Source organism: Streptomyces tuirus (assembly GCF_014701095.1).
GTDB classification, from domain to species: domain Bacteria; phylum Actinomycetota; class Actinomycetes; order Streptomycetales; family Streptomycetaceae; genus Streptomyces; species Streptomyces tuirus.
In genome coordinates, this window is record NZ_AP023439.1 from 4,235,364 (window position 1) to 4,257,050 (window position 21,687).

20 protein-coding genes are annotated in these 21,687 nt (G+C 71.8%); 10 read left to right on the top strand and 10 right to left on the bottom strand.

The window, feature by feature from the left end:
- Positions 1-20: 20 nt before the first annotated feature.
- Complete coding sequence (locus tag IGS69_RS19495; RefSeq protein ID WP_190901590.1) at positions 21-674, bottom strand: HAD family acid phosphatase; 654 nt, start codon at positions 672-674, stop codon at positions 21-23.
- Positions 675-1,114: 440 nt separating this feature from the next.
- On the opposite strand from IGS69_RS19495, the gene IGS69_RS19500 reads away from it, so the two are divergent.
- Positions 1,115-1,834, top strand: a complete 720-nt coding sequence (locus IGS69_RS19500; RefSeq protein WP_190901592.1) for a M23 family metallopeptidase — start codon at positions 1,115-1,117, stop codon at positions 1,832-1,834.
- Positions 1,835-1,940: 106 nt separating this feature from the next.
- Here IGS69_RS19500 and IGS69_RS19505 read toward each other — a convergent pair whose 3' ends face one another.
- The gene (locus IGS69_RS19505) at positions 1,941-2,537 is read right to left on the bottom strand and encodes a TetR/AcrR family transcriptional regulator (protein ID WP_031104888.1); all 597 of its coding nucleotides are present in this window, start codon (positions 2,535-2,537) and stop codon (positions 1,941-1,943) included.
- Positions 2,538-2,661: 124 nt separating this feature from the next.
- Between IGS69_RS19505 and IGS69_RS19510 the strand changes: the two genes are divergently transcribed.
- From IGS69_RS19510 to IGS69_RS19520, 3 genes are all read left to right on the top strand, one after another.
- Complete coding sequence (locus IGS69_RS19510; protein WP_190901594.1) at positions 2,662-4,248, top strand: MDR family MFS transporter; 1,587 nt, start codon at positions 2,662-2,664, stop codon at positions 4,246-4,248.
- 379 nt (positions 4,249-4,627) lie between these two features.
- On the top strand, positions 4,628-5,062 hold the full coding sequence (locus tag IGS69_RS19515) for a helix-turn-helix transcriptional regulator (RefSeq protein WP_190901596.1): 435 nt from the start codon (positions 4,628-4,630) through the stop codon (positions 5,060-5,062).
- 71 nt (positions 5,063-5,133) lie between these two features.
- Positions 5,134-5,580, top strand: a complete 447-nt coding sequence (locus IGS69_RS19520) for a VOC family protein (RefSeq protein ID WP_190901598.1) — start codon at positions 5,134-5,136, stop codon at positions 5,578-5,580.
- 15 nt (positions 5,581-5,595) lie between these two features.
- On the opposite strand, the gene cseC is transcribed toward IGS69_RS19520, so the two are convergent.
- From cseC to IGS69_RS19545, 5 genes are all read right to left on the bottom strand, one after another.
- Positions 5,596-6,945 (bottom strand): two-component system sensor histidine kinase CseC, encoded by a 1,350-nt coding sequence (gene cseC, locus IGS69_RS19525; RefSeq protein WP_190901600.1) that lies wholly within the window; start codon positions 6,943-6,945, stop codon positions 5,596-5,598.
- A 14-nt stretch (positions 6,946-6,959) separates the two neighbouring features.
- On the bottom strand, positions 6,960-7,661 hold the full coding sequence (gene cseB / locus IGS69_RS19530; protein ID WP_190901602.1) for a two-component system response regulator CseB: 702 nt from the start codon (positions 7,659-7,661) through the stop codon (positions 6,960-6,962).
- 125 nt (positions 7,662-7,786) lie between these two features.
- On the bottom strand, positions 7,787-8,443 hold the full coding sequence (locus IGS69_RS19535; protein WP_190901604.1) for a hypothetical protein: 657 nt from the start codon (positions 8,441-8,443) through the stop codon (positions 7,787-7,789).
- Positions 8,431-8,970 carry a SigE family RNA polymerase sigma factor gene (locus IGS69_RS19540; protein WP_030251439.1) on the bottom strand — a complete coding sequence of 180 codons (540 nt, stop codon included), beginning with the start codon at positions 8,968-8,970 and terminating at the stop codon, positions 8,431-8,433. Before IGS69_RS19540 ends, IGS69_RS19535 begins: the two co-directional genes overlap by 13 nt.
- Positions 8,971-9,279: 309 nt before the next feature.
- Positions 9,280-10,218 (bottom strand): A/G-specific adenine glycosylase, encoded by a 939-nt coding sequence (locus IGS69_RS19545; RefSeq protein WP_190901606.1) that lies wholly within the window; start codon positions 10,216-10,218, stop codon positions 9,280-9,282.
- Between the two features lie 538 nt (positions 10,219-10,756).
- Here IGS69_RS19545 and IGS69_RS19550 point away from each other — a divergent pair.
- Positions 10,757-11,608, top strand: a complete 852-nt coding sequence (locus IGS69_RS19550; RefSeq protein WP_190901608.1) for a hypothetical protein — start codon at positions 10,757-10,759, stop codon at positions 11,606-11,608.
- 101 nt (positions 11,609-11,709) lie between these two features.
- Here IGS69_RS19550 and disA read toward each other — a convergent pair whose 3' ends face one another.
- Positions 11,710-12,834 carry a DNA integrity scanning diadenylate cyclase DisA gene (disA, locus tag IGS69_RS19555; RefSeq protein ID WP_031104906.1) on the bottom strand — a complete coding sequence of 375 codons (1,125 nt, stop codon included), beginning with the start codon at positions 12,832-12,834 and terminating at the stop codon, positions 11,710-11,712.
- A gap of 80 nt (positions 12,835-12,914) precedes the next feature.
- Complete coding sequence (gene radA / locus IGS69_RS19560; protein WP_190901610.1) at positions 12,915-14,324, bottom strand: DNA repair protein RadA; 1,410 nt, start codon at positions 14,322-14,324, stop codon at positions 12,915-12,917.
- A 196-nt stretch (positions 14,325-14,520) separates the two neighbouring features.
- Between radA and IGS69_RS19565 the strand changes: the two genes are divergently transcribed.
- A complete protein-coding gene (locus tag IGS69_RS19565) occupies positions 14,521-16,251 on the top strand; it encodes a BACON domain-containing protein (protein ID WP_190901612.1) in 1,731 nt (576 codons plus the stop codon).
- A gap of 8 nt (positions 16,252-16,259) precedes the next feature.
- On the opposite strand, the gene IGS69_RS19570 is transcribed toward IGS69_RS19565, so the two are convergent.
- Entirely contained in the window at positions 16,260-17,087 is an 828-nt protein-coding gene (locus IGS69_RS19570) for a hypothetical protein (protein WP_190901614.1), read from the bottom strand.
- A gap of 71 nt (positions 17,088-17,158) precedes the next feature.
- Here IGS69_RS19570 and IGS69_RS19575 point away from each other — a divergent pair, with 71 nt between their 5' ends.
- From IGS69_RS19575 to ilvD, 4 genes are all read left to right on the top strand, one after another.
- On the top strand, positions 17,159-18,091 hold the full coding sequence (locus tag IGS69_RS19575; RefSeq protein ID WP_190901616.1) for a Ppx/GppA phosphatase family protein: 933 nt from the start codon (positions 17,159-17,161) through the stop codon (positions 18,089-18,091).
- 82 nt (positions 18,092-18,173) lie between these two features.
- A complete protein-coding gene (locus tag IGS69_RS19580; protein WP_190901619.1) occupies positions 18,174-18,998 on the top strand; it encodes a sugar phosphate isomerase/epimerase family protein in 825 nt (274 codons plus the stop codon).
- Positions 18,995-19,627: a TetR/AcrR family transcriptional regulator gene (locus tag IGS69_RS19585; RefSeq protein ID WP_190901621.1), complete on the top strand. Its 633-nt coding sequence runs from the start codon at positions 18,995-18,997 to the stop codon at positions 19,625-19,627. Before IGS69_RS19580 ends, IGS69_RS19585 begins: the two co-directional genes overlap by 4 nt.
- A gap of 188 nt (positions 19,628-19,815) precedes the next feature.
- Positions 19,816-21,669: a dihydroxy-acid dehydratase gene (ilvD, locus tag IGS69_RS19590; RefSeq protein ID WP_190901623.1), complete on the top strand. Its 1,854-nt coding sequence runs from the start codon at positions 19,816-19,818 to the stop codon at positions 21,667-21,669.
- The last annotated feature ends 18 nt before the right edge of the window (positions 21,670-21,687 follow it).

Consider the following 21,687-nt stretch of genomic DNA (forward strand, 5'->3'; position numbering starts at 1 on the left):
CAGCCGCCCGTCGTGGTTCCCTAGGACAGCTGTCCGTCGTAGTCCGGCAGCTTGAACGTCCGCTCGGCGTGGCCGCCCGACAGGTCGGTGGCGCTGTTGCCGATGTTCGCGATGATCGTGTAGCCCTTGCGCTCGACGTCGACGCGCTGGGCCGTCTTGTAGTCGGCGACGTTCTTGAAGAGGTCGAGGAAGCCGCGGACGTAGAGCCCTGAGACCTGGTAGCCGGCCTGCTTCAGGTTGTACTGGGTGAACGGGGCGATGATGTCCGGCCGGGCGGTCACGAAGAACAGGGCGACGCCGCGCTCCTGGGCGTATCTGGCGGCCTCCAGGACCGGCTTGTTGGCCGGTTGCGGGTAGCTGAAGCCGAAGTCCGTCTCCAGCGTCGTGTTGTCGATGTCGAAGACGATGGCCTGTTTCTCGCCGGGCTGCGTGGCCGCGATCCGCTGCTTCAGATAGGGCAGGGCCTGGTCCATCACGGCCTGACAGTCCTGCTGCCAGGTGCCGTAGTCGACGTCCGCGGCGGTGGCGGAGGGGGAGGTGGCGGTCGCCGCTGTGGCGGTCGTGGAAGCCCGGCTGGTGGTCGCGGCGTCGGCCGGTGCGGCCATGGCCACGAGGGCCGCCGCCGAGACGGCGGTCACTGATGCGCGGCGCAACCAGGGGCGTCGGGTCTGCATGTCGTGGGGGTCCTCTCACGTCAGTGACGCTGCCAACATGTCGTGTGCATGCTCGTGCGCGAGGGTGGCGCGAGGGGAACCGTAGGGTTACCGGGCGGTAAGTGCCTAGAGGCGTGCGCCACATTTCCGGAATGGCTGGAGAGGGCCCCCGGTGACATGCCGCACAGGCGATATGTCCGTTACTAGCGGGAATAGTGGATAAAGGATCGGGATGAAAGGGATTCTTGCCCCAGGGTGAGGGGGAAAGTGCGCGCTAGGGCCCGTTTCATCCCGAATGACTGCTGTGTCAAGAGACGTAGAACACTGAACCAAATTACTAAGTAGCGTCGTAGATCACGCTTTTGGGAGTTTGTCGGACTTCGGGTTACCAAGGGATAGCCACCGCGGCGAGCGTCAGTGCGCCGGGTGGTTTTCTCCGTCCCCTTCCATACGAGGTTTCGATGTCCCAGCGCGTCACGTCCCGTTCTTCCCGTACGTCCCAGCTCCGCACCCGTGCGACCGTGCTGGCCGCCGGCCTTGGTGTCTCGGTCGCACTGGGAGCCGGGGTCGCGTCCGCCGCCGACACCACGGCCGCGTCCGGTGCCGCCACCGCCGTGCAGGCGCAGGCCGCCGCCCAGGCCAAGGTCGCCAAGGCCGAGGCCGTGAAGGCCGAGAAGGCCGCCGCCGCCAAGGCCGTCGCCGCGAAGAAGGCGGCCGAGAAGAAGGCCGCCGCCAAGAAGGCGGCTGCCAAGAAGGCCAAGCCCTCCTGGGTCGACCCGGTGAAGAAGTACAGCCTCTCCGCGAGCTTCGCCCAGAACGGCGGCATGTGGGCGAGCAAGCACAGCGGTCAGGACTTCGCCGTGCCGAGCGGCACCCAGGTCGTCGCCGCCCACGGCGGCACCGTGGTCAAGGCCGGCGGCAACGGCGCCGGCGACGGTCCCGCGTACGGCAACGCCGTCGTGATCAAGCACGGCAACGGCACGTACTCCCAGTACGCCCACCTGTCGAAGGTCACCGTGCACGTCGGCCAGATCGTCAAGACCGGCCAGGAGATCGCCAAGTCCGGCAACACCGGCAACTCGAGCGGTCCCCACCTGCACTTCGAGATCCGTACGACCCCGAACTACGGCTCGGCGGTCGACCCGGTGAAGTTCCTGCGCGCCAAGGGCGTGAAGGTCTGACCCCAGGTGTGACCCCAGGGGTCGTCCCGGGTGAGATCCCGGCGGTGATCTCGGGTGTGATCTCGGGTGTGATCCCGGCGGTGATCTCGGTGTGATCCCCCAGGCCCTAGGAGCCCCCGGCTCCCCGGTGGGCCTGGGTCACCAGGTCCGTGGCGACCTCGAGGACGGCTTTGTTCTTCTCCTCGGGGTCGTCTCCCATGTCCTGGAGCAGGAACATGCCGGCGTGCAGCGTGAAGATGGCGCTGGCGCAGCGGACCTGGTCGACCAGGTCCGCGTCCGGGTCGACGATGATGTCGCGCAGGCTGTGGATACGGGCCTTGAAGGACTCGCCGATCCGCAGGTCCCGTACCGTCGCCTGGTTCTCATGCATGAAGCGGAACAGCGGCGTCGCCTCGGCCAGGGTGTCGGCGTAGCGGCGGATGATCTCCTGCTTGGTCGCGAGGGTGTGCGGCTGCTGCCGGCCCCACTCGATCAGGTCCTCGATCGGCTGGGTGAGGTCCTCGAAGATGCTGACGAGGATCTCTTCCTTCGTCTTGAAGTGGTAGTAGAGCGCGGCCTTGGTGACCTCGAGGCGCTCGGCGATCTCGCGCAGGGAGGTCTTCTCGTAGCCGTGCTCCGCGAAGAGTTCGAGGGCCACGTCCTGGATGCGCCGGCGGGTGTCCCCGCGGCGCCGCTGCTTGGTGCCGTCCATGGTGCCGCCCATCCTCCTACGCCCCCCCGCTTTCCGGAAAACTTACTTGACGCCCGGCTAGTTACGCGACTAGCTTCCGAGTGTAGTCACTAGCCGGTCGGCAAGTAAGTAGCGGTAGCTGGGGGAGTGGGAAGCGATGGCGGACACGACGGACACACCGGCGGCCGACGCCGGGGGGAAACAACCGAAGAGCGTGCGGGTGGTCCTGCTCGCGCTGATGATCGCGATGATGCTCGCGATGCTCGACAACATGATCATCGGCACCGCGATGCCGACGATCGTCGGTGAGCTGGGCGGGCTCGAGCACCTCGCGTGGGTCGTCACCGCCTACACGCTCGCGACCGCGGCCTCCACCCCGCTGTGGGGCAAGCTCGGCGACCTGTACGGCCGCAAGGGCACGTTCATGACGTCCATCGTGATCTTCCTGGTCGGTTCCGCGCTCAGCGGCATGGCCCAGAACATGGGCGAGCTGATCGGCTTCCGCGCGGTGCAGGGCCTCGGCGCCGGCGGTCTGATGGTCGGCGTCATGGCGATCATCGGCGATCTGATCCCGCCCCGCGAGCGCGGCAAGTACCAGGGCATGATGGCCGGCGTCATGGCGCTGGCGATGATCGGCGGCCCGCTGGTCGGCGGCACGATCACCGACAACTGGGGCTGGCGCTGGGCCTTCTACATCAACCTGCCGCTCGGAGCGGTGGCGCTCGCCGCCGTCGGTGCCGTGCTGCACCTGCCGAAGCAGCGCTCCCAGGCCCGGATCGACTATCTGGGCGCCGCGCTCCTGACCGTCGGCATCACCGCGATCGTGCTCGTCACCACCTGGGGCGGCACGGAGTACGCCTGGAGCTCCGCGCGGATCATGGAGCTGATCGGCATCGGGGTCGCCGCGCTGGTCGGGTTCGTGTTCTGGCAGACCAGGGCCGCCGAACCGGTGCTGCCGCTGCACATCTTCCGCAGCCGCAACTTCACGCTGATGTCGGTCATCGGCTTCATCACCGGCTTCGTGATGTTCGGCGCGACGCTCTTCCTGCCGCTGTACCAGCAGTCCGTGCAGGGTGCTTCCGCGACCAACTCCGGGCTGCTGCTCCTGCCGATGCTCGGGGCGATGCTCGTGACCTCGATGGTCGCCGGGCGGGTGACCACGAACACCGGCAAGTACAAGGTCTTCCCGATCGCCGGCAGCGCGCTGATGATCGCCGGCCTGTATCTGCTGTCCACGATGGACACCGGGACCTCCCGGCTGACCTCCGGTGTCTTCATGGCCGTGGTCGGGCTGGGCATGGGCTGCCTGATGCAGATCACCATGCTGGTCGCGCAGAACAGCGTGGAGATGAAGGACATGGGCGTCGCGTCCTCGTCGACCACCCTGTTCCGCACGCTCGGCTCCTCCTTCGGCGTCGCGATCATGGGCGCGTTGTTCAACAACCGCGTCCAGGACGTCATGAGCGAGCGGGCCGGTGCGCTGGGCTCCAAGGTGACCGAGCAGTCGGCGCAGCTCGACGCCAAGAGCCTGGAGAAGCTCCCGGTGCTGATCCGGGAGGCCTACCAGCACGCGGTCTCCGCCGGCACGCACACGGCGTTCCTGCTCGGCGCGGTGGTGGCGGTGATCGCCCTGGTGGCGGCCGTGTTCGTCAAGGAGGTCCCGCTGAAGGGAGCGGGACCCAAGGAGGAGGACGGCAAGCCGGACACCCCGGCGGCGCAGCCGCCCATGGTCGAGGCCGTCTGACCGACCCCACCGCACGAGGCCCCTGGGAGTGTCCGCCCGGGGGCTTCGGCATGTCGCGGCTCGGGGTGCGGGGGTGCCGGGGGGCGGGGGTGCGGGGGTGCCGGGCGCGGGGTGCCGGGCCGTGGGATGCCCGGTCGCGGGATGCCTGGCCGTGACATGTCGGCCGCTCGATGTCCGGTGGCGGGATGCGACCGCGCGGTGCCCGGTCGCGGGATGCCTGGCCGTGACATGTCGGGCCGCGGGATGCAGGCCGCTCGACGTCCGGTCGCGGGAAGCCGGTCGCGCGATGCCGGCCCGCGCGGTGCACCGCCGCGCGATCCACGGCCCCCGGCCGCCGGCAGCGGGGCCGCTGTCAGACCCCCGTGCCACCATCGAGCGCATGGACAGGACGCGGCGGATGCGGCTCGCCAAGGACGTAATGGACCGGGACTGGGCCGACCCCGAGCTGGACCTGGACACCGTCGCCGCGCACGCGGGGTACTCGCGCTACCACTTCATCCGTGCCTTCAAGGAGGCCTACGGCGAGACCCCCGGCCAGTACCTCACGCACCGCCGCATCGATCGCGCCGAGGACCTGCTGCGCACGGCGAACCTGTCGGTGACGGAGATCTGCCACCTGGTCGGCTTCAGCAGTGTCGGCACGTTCTCGGCCCGCTTCAAGGCCTGGACGGGACTGACCCCCAGCGAGTACCGCACGAAGCACGTGGGCCGGGGAACCGCCCTCATACCCGGCTGCTACGCCATGCTCTGGGCCGGCGGCTTCCGTACCGCGCCCGGCGCCGGCGAGAAGCGCAATTCCGGAGAAGCGGGCTGACACCCCCGCTGCCTACCGTGACAGGGCGGGCACAACCGGCCGCAGCCGCAGCGTCAGAGCAGGAGCACGCCATGATCAAGGGTCTCGCCATCTCGACCGTCTGGGTCCTCGACCAGGACCGGGCCAAGGAGTTCTACACGGAGAAACTGGGCCTGGAGGTCCGTACGGACATGACCATGGGCGAGGGCGGCATGCGCTGGCTCACGGTCGGCTCGCCGAACCAGCCCGACGTCGAGCTGACGCTGATGGTGCCCGGCGGGCCCGCGATGGACCCCGAGTCCGCCGAAATGCTCCGCAAGCTGGTGACGAAGGGCGCGCTCGGCGCGGGCGTGCTGACCACCGACGACATCCACGGCGACTACAAGAAGCTCAAGGACCGGGGCGTGGAGTTCCTCCAGGAGCCGCAGGAGCGCCCGTACGGCACGGAGGCGTTGTTCCGCGACGACTCCGGCAACTGGTTCTCCTTCACCCAGCGCCGCGAGGGCGGCCTCGACATGGACCAGGACTGGTCCAGCTGATCTGCCGACCCCCCCTCACGACCCCGGCAGCATCGGGTAGCTCCCCGTGTTCGTCGGCGCGTGCTCCGGCAGCCACAGCACGGCGACCGCGCCCTCGGCCGGGAGGTGCTCCGGCGTCCCGGGGGTGCGGACGTTGCGGAAGGTCAGCCGGGCGCCCAGCACCCGGGCCTGCCCGGCCGCGATGGTCAGGCCGAGACCGTGCCCGTGCCCGGCCCGGTCCTTGCTGCCGGTGCGGAAGCGGCTCGGCCCCTCGGCGAGCAGGTCCCCGGGGAAGCCCGGGCCGTGGTCGCGCACCCGGATGACCCGGCCCTCGACGCTGACCTCGATGGGCGGCCTGCCGTGCCGGGCCGCGTTGGCCAGCAGGTTGAACAGGACGCGCTCCAGGCGGCGCGGGTCGGTGGTGACCTCCGACTCGTGCACGACGCGCACGGTGATGGCCGGATCCTTGGCCGCCACCCGCCGGGCGACGAACTCGCCCAGCATGAGGTCCTGCAGCTCCGCCCGCTCGGAGGCCCCGTCAAGACGGGCCACCTCCAGCACGTCCTCGACCAGCGTGCGCATGGCCTTCGCCCGGTCCAGCACCAGCTCGGTCGGGCGCCCGGGCGGCAGCAGTTCCGCCGCGGTCAGCAGCCCGGTCACCGGGGTGCGCAGCTCGTGCGCGATGTCGGCGGTGACCCGCCGCTCGGCCTCGATGCGCTGGCGCAGCGCGTCCGCCATGGCGTCCACCGCGCTCGCCAGGTCGTCGGTCTCGTCCCGCACGACCCCGCCCATGGCGTCCCGCACCCGCACGTCCGTCTCACCGCCCGCGAGCTGGCCCGCCGCGACGGCCGCCTTGCGCAGCCGCCGCGACAGATGCCCGCCGATGAGCACCCCGAGCGCGCTGCCGCCGAGGACGACCGCGATGGACCCGATGAGCAGGGCCTGGTCGAGGTCCTGGAGGATGTCCGAGCTGCGGTCGGTGAAGCCCGAGTGCAGCGACATCACCTGCCCGTTCTTCAGCGGCACGGCGGCCCATATGTCGGGCACCTCGCCCGGCCGGTCCGCCACGTACGTCGCCCGCCGGCCCGCCTCGACCCGCTCCCGCAGCGCATGCGGCAGATCCGGGTCGTTGATCTTGGTGTTGGGGAAGTTCATCCGCCCGGACAGCTCGAAGTTGCGCTGGGCGATCATGATCCGCTCGTCGGCGAGGTCACGCGCGTTGTCCAGCATCGAGACCCGGGCGGCGTTGTGCACGACGAGGCTCAGCGCGATCGCCACCAGCGCGCCCACCAGCGCGATGGCCGCGCTCAGCTTCCATCTGAGGCCCGTACGGATGCCCGCACGCTCCAAGCCCGCGGCGACCAGGCGCCGGAAGTGCCCCCTCATACCCCTGCCCCTGCTCAGGCCTTCAACTTGTAGCCGAACCCGCGGACCGTCTCGATCCGGTCCTGGCCGATCTTCTGCCGCAGCCGCTGTACGTGTACGTCGACGACGCGGGTGTCCCCGCCCCAGCCGTAGTCCCACACCCGCTCGAGCAGCTTGTCGCGGGAGAGCACCGTGCCCGGAGCCGACGAGAACTCCAGCAGCAGCCGCATCTCGGTCGGCGTCAGCGCCACCGGCTGCCCGGCGCGGCGGACCTCCATGCCCTCGGTGTCGACCTCCAGGTCCCCGAAGGCCAGCACGCCACTGCCGGCCGGGGCCTCGGCCTCCTCGCCCCGGCCGCCGCCGGCGTGCCCGAAGCGGCGCAGCACCGCGCGGATCCGGGCGACCAGGACAGCACCGTCGAACGGCTTGGTCACATAGTCGTCGGCGCCCGCTTCCAGGCCCAGCACGACGTCGATGGAGTCGGCCCGCGCCGACAGCATGATCACCGGCACGGTCGACTCGTCGCGGATGCGGCGGCACAGGCTGACACCGTCGAGTCCGGGGAGCATGACGTCCAGCAGCGCGATGTCGGGGCGGTCCGCCCGGAACGCCTCCAGGCCCGACAGCCCGTCGGGCATGGCGGTGACCACGAAGCCGTCCCGTTCCAGGGCGAGCTGCGTGGCCTCGCGGATGACGTCGTCGTCCTCGACGAACAGGACGTGGGTCTGGTCTGCCATCCCGGTGCTCTCAGTCCTCTGTGATCCATAAGGTGCGTTCTCCTGCTGGGACGCACGGTCCCGGTGATGCGTTCACCGGGGGATCGGTCCGAACGGCCCGATCGGTTCACGCGGCCCTGCCCGCGTCAGCTCGCGGGCACCGGCGTCGCGCTGTCGCCGCCGACTTTCCCGTAGTCGTTGTGCGTGCGGAACTTCTCGGCGAAGTGGCCGGAGGTCCATCTGTACGTGATCACGTTCTCCCCGGAGGGACTCGACACCGGGTCGCCCTTCTCGTACACCTGCTTGGTCACCACCAGGTCCCCGCGGTCGATCTCCGCGTAGACCGGCGGCTCCTCCGCCTTGAACACGTTCTGGTACGAGCCGTCCCGCTCGCGGTACACGTAAGTGCCGACGCCCACCGCGTCACCGCAGGTCAGCACGTTGACGACGACGTCGTCCGCCGAGCCCTTCGTCAGATTGCCGTAGGAGACGTCGACCGGGTACTCGTCGGCGACGCACGGCTTCAGCTCGCGCTTCACCTCGGGCGCGACCTTGGGATCGTCCTTGACGAGCTTGACCGCGTTCACGGTTTTCGGGGCCTTCGACGGCGCGGCGGACGGTGTGGCGGCGGCGGCGCCCGCCACCGAGTCGGCGTGCGCCGGGCCCTCGTCACGGGCGCCGGTGCCGCCCGCACCGCACCCGGACACCAAAAGGGCGAGGGCGGTGGGCACGGCCAGTGCCGCGCTCACCGCCTGGATACTGCCCCGGGTCCGTGCAGAACCCTCGCCGGTCAGGCCGCGCACCGCTCCCGCTCCTCACGCTCCAGCGCGCGTGCGTCCAGATCGCGGGACTCCAGCTCCTCGCGGAGCCGGGCGAGCGCCCGGTGCAGCGTGCTTTTGACCGTTCCTGCCGACATGCCGAGGGCGGCGGCCGTCTCCTCCGTGGACATCTGCTCCCAGTGTCGCAGCACCACGACACTGCGCTGCTTCGGGGCGAGCACCTTCAGGATGTCCATCAGCAGGGCGCGGTCCGCGTGCTGTTCGGTGGCGTCGTCGACCGAGGCGTCCGGGAGCTGCTCGGTCGGGACCTCCTCCAGCTTCCGCGCCCGCCACCACTCGGTGCGGGTGTTGATCATCACCCGGCGCAGATAGGCGTCGGCCAGCCGCTTGTCCTCGATGGTCTCCCACCGGCCGTACGTCCGCACCAGTGCCGTCTGCAGCAGGTCCTGGGCGTCCGTCGGGTCCGGGACCAGGCGGCGGGCACTGCGCAGCAGCGCGTCCTGCCGGGTGCGGACATACTCCTCGAACTCGAGCACCTCGCCCTGCGCCATGGTGAACCGCCTCCCGTTTCCCCGTTCGGGCCGGCTCCCCGCCGCCCGTGTACTGCCTGTGGTCTTCAGTCGTCCCGTGTCTTCCGGGAACGCGTCTGAAGGTACGGAGGCGTTGTCACGGCACTGTCCGAGGCAGCCTGCGGCCAGCGCTCGGCTGTCCGTCGGTTGTGTAACGGAAGCCGTAACGGGGTAGAGCGGTGGGGGTGTTGGGCGCGATTCGGGGTGATTTGTCCGCTCTGGCTCTGTGACGGACGGCGGCCCGCGGCTGTGACCTGTCTGTGCGTCAGGCCTGCTGGCCGGGTAGGTCCGTCAGGTCAGCGGCAGCCGGTACGAGCCGCCCGCCAGCGGCTCCACCAGACCGTCGGCGACAAGACCGTCCAGGGCGCGGGCCCGCTGCACCGGCTCGTGCCACACCCGGTCCAGCGCCGCCTGGGGCACGGCCCCATGAGCCTCCCGCAGCACGGCGAGCAGCCGCCCGCGCACCTGCCGGTCGGTGCCCGCGTAGGTCTGGCCGCGGCGCGGCGGTCCGTCGTGCTCCGGCTTGCCCGCCAGCCGCCACGCGCACTGCGCGGCGATCGGGCAGCGGTGGCACGACTCGCTCTTCGCCGTGCACACCAGCGCGCCCAGTTCCATGGAGGCGGCGGCCCAGCGGGCGGCGGTCGGCTCGTCCTCGGGCAGCAGCGCGCGGGCCAGCTTGCGCTCGGCGGCGGTGGTGGCGTTCGGCGGGTACTGCACGCCGGTGACCGCGCGGGCGAAGACCCGCCGCACGTTGGTGTCCAGCACCGCGTGCCGCTGCCCGTAGGCGAAGGAGGCGACGGCGGCGGCCGTGTACTCGCCGATGCCGGGCAGCGCGAGCAGCTGTGCGTGGTCGGCCGGTACGTCACCGCCGTGCCGTTCCGTTATGGCGACGGCGGCGCCGTGCAGCCGCAGCGCGCGGCGCGGGTAGCCGAGCCGGCCCCAGGCGCGGACGGCCTCGCCGGGCGCGTCCTTGGCCAGGTCGGCGGGGCGCGGCCAGCGCTCCAGCCACTGCTCGTAGACGGGCAGGACGCGGCTCACCGGCGTCTGCTGGAGCATGAACTCGCTGACCATCACCCCCCACGCCCCGGCCTCGGGGCGCCGCCACGGCAGGTCACGGGCGTGTTCGCCGAACCAGTCGATGACGGGGGAGTGCAGGTTCTCTCCGAGGGGCGGCCCGGAGGGGCTGTCGGCGGAGACGGCGGGATGCGGGGGCTTCGTGGGAGCAGTCATGGCCCTTCGATGGTGCCACGCAGAGGTGCCGAATCGGGCACACCGCCACCACACCGGGGCGGTTACCCGAAGATCGGCAGATCTCCCGTTCGAGCCGCGGGTCGTCGGAGGGTGCCGCCCCCACCCCCTCCGTGACCCCCAACGGTCCCTTCACCGAGGGAAGTTCACCCGCGCCGCCCGGTGAACTGCCGAGCGGCGCGCGGGCGTTCCGGCGAGCGCGCGCGGGCGTCCCCGACCGGCCGTGCGCCGTGCGGCGCGGCGCGGGGTCGCACAGGCGTCTCGCGCGAGGAGAAGAGCGCCGCACCGGCACGGGAACGCAGGCCCCGGCCCCGCGCCGTACCCACATCGGGGTGTCCTGCCCGCCGTCACGGACGGTAAGGGGCGGGCCGATACCGTCACACCCCGCGATCATGGTGTCCCCCACGGGGCGAAAGGCCAGGGTGGGAACGTGATTTCCGGAATGATGATCCGGAAAAGTTGTCGCTCCGAGCGGCGGGTGGGACCGGCGAACGCGCCGATCTCTCGTAAGGTTTGCGCCGTGGGATCTTTGCGCAATCCGGTCGGGCCGCTTCCCTCCTCCATCTACTGGCGTCGGAGGGTCGTACTGGTGTCTGTAGTCGCCGTGTTGGCGCTGCTGACCCTGTGGATCGTGACCATGGGCGGCGGAGGCGGCAAGGATCACGACAACGGCGCCAACGGCAAGAATCCCGCGCCCTCCATCACGCCCGGCCCGTCGAGTTCGGGCCCCGCCATCAGTCAAGCCCCGGGCGGGCGCGACGAGTCGGGGGACGAGGGCTCCGGCGGCGCGGGCGACGGCTCCGGGAACGGCGCGGGAGACGGCTCCGGGGACGGCTCGGGGTCCGGCGACGGTTCCGGTTCCGGCGGCTCGGGCGGCTCCGAGGGCGCGGGCGGCACCGGCGGCTCGGGGAGCGGTACCGCCGCGGGCGGCGTAGGGGCGGGCGACACCCTGCCGGCCGGCTCCACCCTGCCCAACTGCACGGCGAGCGCGGTGAAGTTCAGCCTGCGCAGCCGCCACAACACCTACGACCCCGAGCAGACGCCCACGTTCCTGCTCACCGCGCGGAACATCTCCGGCAGCGACTGCAAGATCGATCTCGGGCCGAAGAACGCGGTGTTCACGATCGCCCCGGCGAGCAGCGACGACGACTACTGGTCCTCCGAGGACTGCCCCAAGGCCGCCGCGCACCAGCTGTACCGGGTCGCCGCCGGCAGCAACATCACCTACACCCTGAAGTGGGACCGCAAGCCGAGCGCGCCCGAGTGCGCCACACCCCGCGCGGGCTCGGCCGGGTCGGGCACATACCTGGTGGAAGCCAAGGCGCCGGGCTTCGCGAAGGTCCAGACGTCGTTTGTGCTCTCGGCCGACTAGGGCCTCGGCGGCAGAGGCGGCAGAGGCGGCAGAGAAACGCCCGAGGGCGGTACCCCTTGCCGGGTACCGCCCTCAGCCGTGCCGGCTTTGTGTCGTACGCGTCAGACGTACCGCTCCAGAATCGAGGACTCCGCCAGCCGCGACAGCCCCTCGCGGACGCTGCGGGCCCGGGCCTCGCCCACGCCGTCCACCGTCTGGAGGTCGTCGACGCTCGCGGCGAGCAGCTTCTGCAGTCCGCCGAAGTGCTCGACGAGGCGGTCGATGATCGCGCCGGGGAGCCGGGGGACCTTGGCGAGGAGACGGTAGCCGCGCGGGGAGACCGCCGAGTCCAGGGTCTCGGGCGCACCGGTGTAGCCCAACGCCCGCGCCACCGTGGACAGTTCGAGCAGCTCGGCATGGGTGAGGGCGTCGAGTTCGGCGAGGGCCTGGTCGACCGTGCGGGACCGCTTGGCCGTGGGCTCGGGGACGTAGTCCCGCACGACCAGCTCGCGCTCGGGTTCCACGCCCGCGATCAGCTCGTCGAGCTGGAGGGCCAGGAGCCGGCCGTCCGTGCCGAGCTCCACCACGTACTCGGCGATCTCCGTGGCGATGCGGCGCACCATCTCCAGGCGCTGGGCGACCGCCGAGACGTCCCGGACGGTCACCAGGTCCTCGATCTCCAGCGCCGACAGGGTGCCCGCGACCTCGTCGAGGCGGAGCTTGTAGCGCTCCAGGGTGGCGAGTGCCTGGTTGGCGCGGGACAGGATCGCCGCCGAGTCCTCCAGGACGCGGCGCTGACCGTCGACGTACAGGGCGATCAGCCGCATCGACTGGGAGACGGAGACCACCGGGAAACCGACCTGCTTGCTGACGCGGTCGGCCGTGCGGTGCCGGGTGCCCGTCTCCTCCGTCGGGATCGTCGGGTCCGGGACCAGCTGCACACCCGCACGCAGGATCTTCGACAGGTCGGAGGACAGCACGATGCCGCCGTCCAGCTTGCACAGCTCGCGCAGCCGGGTCGCGGTGAACTCGACGTCCAGCACGAAACCGCCGCTGCACAGCGCCTCGACCGTCTTGTCGGAGCCGAGCACTATGAGTCCGCCGGTGTTGCCGCGGAGCACGCGCTCCAGGCCGTCACGCAGGGCGGTGCCGGGTGCCACGGCGCTCAGGGAGGCGCGCATCAGGCCATCGGTACCGGCGCTCCCGCCGGATTTTCCGGGAGCAGATGCCCGGTCGTTGGCTGCCACTGCACTCCTCCGGTCGCAGGTTCTGGGCGCCCCCGTGTCGCGCGCTCGGTTCGCACGGACGGGCGAGACCAGGGCAAAGTCTACCGGCGACCCTCCTCGTCCCGTGGGGCCTCTCTGCGACGGGAGCGGGGAAGGACCCTCAGGGCATCCCCTATGTCCGCGACTTCCAGGACCTTCATGCCCGCCGGGACCTTGCCCGGATCGCCCGGGACCAGCGCGTGCGTGAAGCCCAGGCGGTGGGCTTCGGCCAGTCTGCGCTGCACTCCGGTGACCCGTCTCACCTCGCCCGCCAGGCCCACCTCGCCGATCGCGACGAGGTTCTTCGGGAGAGGTGTGTCACTCGCCGCGCTCGCCAGGGCGAGGGCGACGGCCAGGTCCGCGGCCGGCTCGGTGAGCTTCACCCCGCCGACCGTCGCGGAGTAGATGTCCCTTTTGCCCAAGGCGCTGATCCGCCCCCGCTGTTCCAGCACCGCGAGCATCATCGAGACGCGGGAGGTCTCCAGGCCCGAGGTGGTGCGGCGCGGGGAGGGGATCTGCGAATCGACCGTGAGCGCCTGGACCTCCGCGACCAGGGGGCGGCGGCCCTCCAGGGTGACGGTCAGGCAGGTGCCCGGGACGGGTTCGGCCCGGCGGGTCAGGAAGAGCCCGCTGGGGTCGGCGAGACCCGTGATCCCCTCGTCGTGCAGCTCGAAGCAGCCGACCTCGTCGGTGGTGCCGTAGCGGTTCTTGACGCCGCGCACGAGACGCAGGCGGGCGTGCCGGTCGCCCTCGAAGCTCAGGACGACGTCCACCAGGTGCTCCAGCAGGCGCGGGCCCGCGATCGCGCCGTCCTTGGTGACGTGGCCCACCAGGAGCGTGGACATGCCGCGTTCCTTGGAGGCCCGGATGAGGGCCCCGGCGACCTCCCGCACCTGGGCCATGCCGCCCGGGGCGCCGTCGATCTCGGGGGAGGCCACCGTCTGCACCGAGTCCATGATCAGCAGCGACGGCTTCACCGCGTCCAAGTGGCCCAGCACCGCGGCCAGGTCCGTCTCGGCCGCCAGGTAGAGGTGGTCGTCGATGGCGCCGATGCGGTCGGCGCGCAGCCGGACCTGGCTCGCCGACTCCTCACCCGTGACGTACAGGGTGCGGTGCTCGTCGCTCGCGGACTTGGCCGCCACGTCCAGCAGGAGCGTGGACTTGCCGACGCCCGGTTCGCCCGCGACCAGCACCACCGCGCCGGGGACCAGGCCGCCGCCGAGCACCCGGTCCAGCTCGGGCACGCCGGTGGGACGGGCGGTGGCCCGGCGGCCGTCCACCTGGCCGATGGGCAGGGCGGAGGTGGTGACCCGGCCGGGGGTCGTCGTACGCACCGCGGGCGCGCCGTACTCCTCGACCGTCCCCCAGGCCTGGCACTCGGGGCAGCGGCCGAGCCACTTCGCCGTCTGCCAGCCGCATTCCGTGCAGCGGTAGGACGGGCGGTCCTTGGTGGTCTTCGTACGGGCAGCCATGGACGGAACCGTAGTCGCCGCCACTGACATCGATGGACCGGCCGACGGCGTCCCCCTGCGCGCCAGGGGTTCGCCACCCCGCGCCAGCCGCGGAACGACCGGTTCATGTCCCCGATTGAGGGATCGTTTCACCCGTACGGATTAAATGTGCTCAAGCCGCCTGAAGGTGCCACTCCCGGCCCCCTACGGTCGCCGAATGATGAGCAGTACTCCGGAGATCTCCACCCGCTCGGCCCGTACGGCCGGCGCCCACCGGGCGCACCGGGAGGCGCGCGACCGCGGGGCGGCGCGCACGCTGGCGCAGCGACCGCCCGCGCGCTACGAGCCCTACCTGGACGGCCTGTTCACCTACTGCCTGTCCGTGCTGTGCGACCACGACGCCGCGACCGCCGCCCTGGGCGACGTCCTCGCACTCGCCGAACGCCGCGGCCGGCACCTCCCCCAGGCACCCGCGGACCGAAGGGCCTGGCTGTACGCGCTGGCCCGCTGGGCGTGCCTGCGCAAGCTGGCCGAGGCCAAGCAGAAACGTCAGAGCAGCCATGCCGCGGGCCGCACCGACCGGCAGCGCGCCGACCGTCCGGCCACCCCGGCCGCCTCCGAGGAGGTCCAGGAGCGGCGCCGCCGCGAACTGGCCCTGCTGGCCTGGCCGGAGGCCGCCGGCACCACGCCGGAGCAGCGCGAGGCACTCGAACTGGCCGTGCGCCACCACCTCGCCGCCCGCGAGGTCGCCGCCGTCCTCGGCATGGACCCGGCCGCCGCCCGCGATCTGCTCGCCTCCGCCGCCTGCGAGGTGGAACGCACGCGTGCGGCCCTCGCCGTGGTCGAGACCGGGGCGTGTCCGAGCGTGTCGCACCTCGTCGGCGACGGCCGGCTCGTGCTCGGCACGGCCCTGCGCCGCGAACTCGTCCGGCACGTCGACGACTGCCCGCGCTGCCGCCGCACCGCCGAGCGCGCCATCCCCGGCCGCTGGCCCGGCACCAGCGTCACGCCCGCCGAACTGCCCGTCCTGCCCGCGCCCCGCGCGGCCCTGCACGTCGCGATGGCCCACCACCCCCGCGAGCGGGGCGCCGCACCCCGCTTCGACCGGCGCGGCTTCCCGATGGACCCCAAGGACCACGCCGCCCGCAGGGACCGCCTGCGGGCGCGTGCCCTGACCACGACCGTCGTCGCCACCGTCGTGGCCGCCCCCGTGCTCGCCCTGTGGGCCGCCTACCGGGGCACCCCGACCGGCGAGGGCCAGGACGGCCGCTCGGCCTCCGCGCGCGAGGCGGACGACCCCTTCGCCCTGGACGGCGAGATGGCGGGCGGCGGCTACGAGAACGCCGGCAACACCAGCGCCCGCCCCGGCCCCCGCTTCGGCAAGGACGGCAAGGCCGACGTCTCCGTCGAGGTCATCGGCGTCGCCGGCGCGGGACGCGAGAGCGCCCTGGAGGTCACGGCGGACAACAGCGGCGACACCACCCTGATCACGCTGACCGCCAGCGGCCCGGCCCCGGTCCGCTGGTCCGCGTCCACGGGAGCCCCCTGGCTCTACCTCAGCCAGTCCTCCGGAACGCTCCGGCCCGGCGAGTCGGTGACGATCAAGGTGTACGTCGACCACCTGCGGGAGCCCGCCGGTCCCTGGCACGCGCAGGTCGCGGTCGCACCCGTGGGCGCCGTCGTGCGCATCGACGGCTACGGCACCGCGCCGAGCCCCTCCCACCCCGGTCCGGACCCCCGCCCCAGCGACCCGGGCGGACCGCCGCCGACCCACCCCGACCCGACGCCCACGACCTCCGCCCCGGACCCCGACCCGACGCCGACCACTCCGCCGCCGTCGAGCGACCCGGACCCCACGCCCACGCCGACGGACCCGGCCCCGACCGACCCCACGGGCTCGACACCACCGCCCTCGGACAGCGGTGACCCGAGCCCGGTCACGTCGTAGCCGGGCCCTCAGGCCACCGGATCGCCCGGGTGCGCCGGAGTCACGGGATCCGCGGGGTGCGGTGCCAGCAGCGGCAGCTGCGAGGCCAGCCGCTCCTCGCACAGCTCGACCAGCCGGTCGTAGCCGGCCTTGCCCATCAGCTCGATCAGCTCGGGCCGGTAGGAGACGTACACGGGATCGCCCGCGCCGTGCGCCGAGGTCGCTGACGTGCACCACCAGTGCAGGTCGTGGCCGCCCGGGCCCCAGCCGCGACGGTCGTACTCACCGATCGACACCTGCAGGACGCGCGTGTCGTCGGGCCGGTCGATCCACTCGTACGTCCGCCGCACCGGCAGCTGCCAGCACACGTCCGGCTTGGTCTCCAGCGGCTCGCGGCCCTCCTTCAGGGCCAGGATGTGCAGCGAGCAGCCCATGCCGCCCTCGAAGCCCGGCCGGTTCTGGAAGATGCACGAGCCCTGGAAGGGCCGCGTCTGCCGCTCGCCGTCCTCGTCCTCGGAGACCCAGCCGCCCCGCGTGCCCTCGGCATGGTGCTGCCAGATGTCCGGCGTGAGCCTGGCCACGTGCTCGGCGACGCGCTTCTCGTCGTCCTCGTCGGAGAAGTGGGCACCCAACGTGCAGCACCCGTCATCGGCGCGGCCCGCCTGGATGCCCTGGCAGCCGCTGCCGAAGATGCAGTTCCACCGAGAGGTCAGCCATGTCAGATCGCAGCGGAAGACCTGCTCGTCGTCCGCCGGATCAGGAAACTCCACCCATGCGCGAGCGAAGTCGAGGCCCTTCTCGTCGGACTCCACGACACCCGGTGATTTGTCGCGCTTCGCCTTTTTCGTCTTTGGCACGAGTCCAGGGTACGGGCCTCGTGCCCCCACCGAGGACAGCGGACGGCCCCGCGGGCAGTAGCGTTCCGTACATGAGACTCGGTGTCCTCGACGTGGGATCGAACACGGTGCATCTGCTCGTGGTGGACGCGCACCCCGGCGCGTGCCCGCTGCCCGCGCACTCGCACAAGGTGGAACTGCGCCTCGCCCAGCTCCTCGACGACGACGGCGCGATCGGCCCGCACGGCGTCGACCGGCTGGTCTCGGTCATCCAGGAGGCGCTCCAGGCCGCGGAGGACAAGGGCGTCGAAGAGGTCCTCCCGTTCGCCACCTCCGCCGTACGGGAGGCCCGTAACGCCGACGACGTCCTCGACCGCGTGCGCGCCGAGACCGGCGTCGAGCTCCAGGTCCTCACCGGCTCCGAGGAGGCCCGGCTGACCTTCCTCGCCGCCCGCCGCTGGTTCGGCTGGTCCGCCGGGAAGCTGCTGGTCCTGGACATCGGCGGCGGCTCCCTGGAGGTCGCCTACGGCATCGACGAGGAGCCCGACGCGGCCGCCTCGCTGCCGCTGGGCGCCGGCCGCCTCACCGCGGGCTGGCTCCCCGGCGACCCGCCCGCCCCGGACGACGTGCGCGCCCTGCGCCGGCACGTGCGGACCGAGATCGCCCGCACGGTCGGCGAATTCAGCCGCCTCGGCACCCCCGACCATGTCGTCGCCACGTCGAAGACCTTCAAGCAGCTGGCCCGCATCGCCGGAGCCGCCCGCTCCGCCGAGGGCCCCTACGTCCAGCGCGAGCTCAAGCGGGAGTCCGTGGAGGGCTGGGTCCCGCGCCTGGCCGCCATGACCGAGCAGGAGCGCACGGAGCTGCCGGGCGTCTCCGAGGGCAGGGCCGGGCAGCTCCTGGCGGGCGCCCTGGTCGCCGAGGCCGCGATGGACCTCTTCGGCGTGGAGCGCGTCGAGATATGCCCCTGGGCGCTGAGAGAAGGCGTGATCCTGCGTCGCCTGGATCACATGGAGTCGGAGTAGGGGCCCGCCCGTCTATGGCAAACACCACAACGGCCAAGAGGCCCCCCACGCCACCGAGACCACACCCCGTAATCTGTCCTGCATGGCAGAGCCAGCCGTGAAGATCCCGGACGCGAAGGTCGCCCTGTCGACAGCCTCGGTCTACCCGGAGTCGACGGCCACGGCCTTCGAGATCGCCGCGCGCCTCGGCTACGACGGAGTCGAGGTCATGGTCTGGACCGACCCGGTCAGCCAGGACATCGAGGCCCTGCGCAGACTGAGCGACTACCACCGGATCCCGATCCTGGCCGTGCACGCCCCCTGCCTGCTCATCACCCAGCGCGTCTGGTCCACCGACCCCTGGACCAAGCTCCAGCGGGCCCGCGCGGCGGCGGAGAAGCTCGACGCGAGCACGGTCGTGGTCCACCCGCCGTTCCGCTGGCAGCGCCAGTACGCCCGGGACTTCGTCAGCGGCATCTGGCGCATGGCCGACGAGACGGACGTGCGGTTCGCCGTCGAGAACATGTACCCCTGGCGCTACCGCGACCGCGAGATGCTCGCGTACGCCCCCGACTGGGACGTGACGAAGGACGACTACCGGCACTTCACGATCGACCTCAGCCACACCGCGACCGCCCGCTCCGACGCCCTCGCCATGGTCGACCGCATGGGGGACCGGCTCGGCCACGTCCACCTCGCCGACGGCCGGGGCTCCGCCAAGGACGAGCACCTGGTGCCCGGCCGCGGCACCCAGCCCTGCGCCGAGGTGCTGGAGCGGCTCGCCCTGACCGGCTTCGACGGGCACGTCGTCATCGAGGTCAACACCCGCCGCGCGATGTCGAGCGCGGAGCGCGAGGCCGACCTGGCGGAGGCCCTGGCCTTCACCCGCCTGCACCTGGCCTCGGCCGTGAAGGTGCCGCGGTCATGACCGGCCGGCCGGCCGACGGCGACGGGTCCGGAACCGCGGCCCGCCGCCGCGGCCGCCCCCCGCGCACGGAGTCGGCGGACACCCGCGACCGCATCCTGACCGCCGCCCGCGACGAGTTCTCCGAGCGCGGCTACGAGAAGACGTCCGTGCGCGGCATCGCCAAGTCCGCCGGCGTCGACTCGGCCCTCGTGCACCACTACTTCGGCACGAAGGAGCAGGTCTTCGAGGCGGCCATCACCCTGGCCTTCGGACCCGCCCTGCAGGCCCCGAAGGCCGTCGAGGAGGGCCCGCTGGACGGGGTGGGGGAGCGCCTGGCCCGCTTCTTCTTCGGCATCTGGGAGAACCCGGCGACCCGCGCGCCGCTGCTCGCCATCGTCCGGTCCGCCCTCACCAACGACACCGCGGCCGCCGTCTTCCGGCGGATCATCGCCGCCCAGGTGCTGCGCCGCATCGCCGTACGGCTGGAGCTGCCGGACGCCGAGCTGCGGGCCGAGCTCGCCGCGGCGCAGCTCGTGGGCACCGCGATCCTGCGCTACGTCCTCAAGGTCGAGCCGCTGGCCTCGGCGGACCCGGAGCAGGTCATCGCCCGGCTCGCACCCGTCGTACAGGGACATCTGACCGATCCGTAAGGCTTGCGGGTGATCGAGCCGTAGGGCGTGGGGGTGATCGAGCAGTATGGCGTGCGGGTGCCGCGCCGCCGAGACAGGCGTCCCGCATTCCGGACGCACCGTCCCGCCCACTGGATGACCGGCGTACGCTCGGTGGCAGTCAGAAATCTCCGAATCCTCTGACGCAGTCTCTGAAGGAGCGAGCGACGATGCCCGAGCTGAGGTCCCGCACAGTCACCCACGGCCGCAACATGGCGGGCGCCCGCGCCCTGATGCGCGCCTCCGGTGTACCGGGCGGCGACATCGGCCGCAAGCCGATCATCGCGGTCGCCAACAGCTTCACCGAGTTCGTCCCCGGGCACACGCACCTGGCGCCGGTCGGCCGGATCGTCAGCGAGGCGGTCGTCGCCGCCGGCGGCATCCCGCGCGAGTTCAACACGATCGCCGTCGACGACGGCATCGCCATGGGCCACGGCGGCATGCTGTACTCCCTGCCCTCCCGCGACCTGATCGCGGACAGCGTGGAGTACATGGTCGAGGCGCACTGCGCAGACGCCCTGATCTGCATCTCCAACTGCGACAAGATCACCCCGGGCATGCTGAACGCCGCCCTGCGGCTGAACATCCCCACGGTCTTCGTCTCCGGCGGCCCGATGGAGTCCGGCCGCGCCACCCTGGTCGACGGCACGGTCCGCACGCTCGACCTGGTCGACGCGATGTCCGAGGCCGTGAACGAGAAGATCTCGGACGCGGACATGCTGCGCATCGAGGAGAACGCCTGTCCGACCTGTGGCAGCTGTTCCGGCATGTTCACCGCCAACTCGATGAACTGCCTGACCGAGGCCATCGGCCTCTCCCTGCCGGGCAACGGCTCGGTCCTCGCCACGCACACGGCCCGCAAACAGCTCTACGTGAACGCGGCCAACACCGTCATGGACATCACCCGCCGCTACTACGAGCAGGACGACGAGACGGTCCTGCCCCGCAGCGTGGCGTCCGTCGCGGCCTTCGAGAACGCCATGGCCCTCGACATCGCCATGGGCGGCTCCACCAACACGATCCTGCACCTGCTGGCCGCCGCCCAGGAGGCCGGCGTCCCCTTCGGCCTGGACGAGATCAACGCGGTCTCGCGCCGGGTGCCGTGCCTCGCCAAGGTCGCCCCGAACGTCGCCAAGGACCGCACGTACTACATGGAGGACGTGCACCGCGCCGGCGGCATCCCCGCCCTGCTGGGCGAGCTGCACCGGGCCGGGCTGCTCAACGAGGACGTGCACTCCGTGCACAGCCCCTCCCTCGCCGACTGGCTCAAGACCTGGGACGTGCGCGGCGGCTCCCCGTCCGCCGAGGCGGTCGAGCTGTGGCACGCGGCCCCCGGCTGCGTCCGCTCCGCCGAGGCCTTCTCCCAGTCCGAGCGCTGGGAGGCCCTGGACGAGGACTCCGAGGGCGGCTGCATCCGCTCCGCCGAGCACGCCTACTCCAAGGACGGCGGCCTCGCGGTCCTCAAGGGCAATCTGGCCGTCGACGGCTGCGTCGTGAAGACCGCCGGCGTCGATGAGTCGATCTGGACGTTCGAGGGCCCGGCGGTCGTCTGCGAGTCGCAGGAGGAGGCCGTCCAGAAGATCCTCACCCAGCAGGTCAAGGACGGCGACGTGGTCGTCATCCGCTACGAGGGCCCCAAGGGCGGCCCCGGCATGCAGGAGATGCTCTACCCGACCTCGTACCTCAAGGGCCGCGGCCTCGGGAAGACCTGCGCGCTGGTCACGGACGGCCGCTTCTCCGGCGGCACCTCCGGCCTGTCCATCGGCCACGCCTCGCCCGAGGCGGCCGCGGGCGGCACCATCGCCCTGGTCGAGGACGGCGACCGCGTCCGCATCGACATCCCCAACCGCTCCATCGAACTGCTCGTGGACGACACCGAACTGGCCCGCCGCGACCAGGCGCTGAACGGCGTGTACGCCCCGAAGAACCGCGAGCGCAAGGTCTCGGCTGCGCTGCGGGCGTACGCGGCGATGGCGACGAGCGCGGACAAGGGCGCGGTGCGGGACGTGTCGAAGCTGGGCTGACCTCCTCTCGCGCCGAGG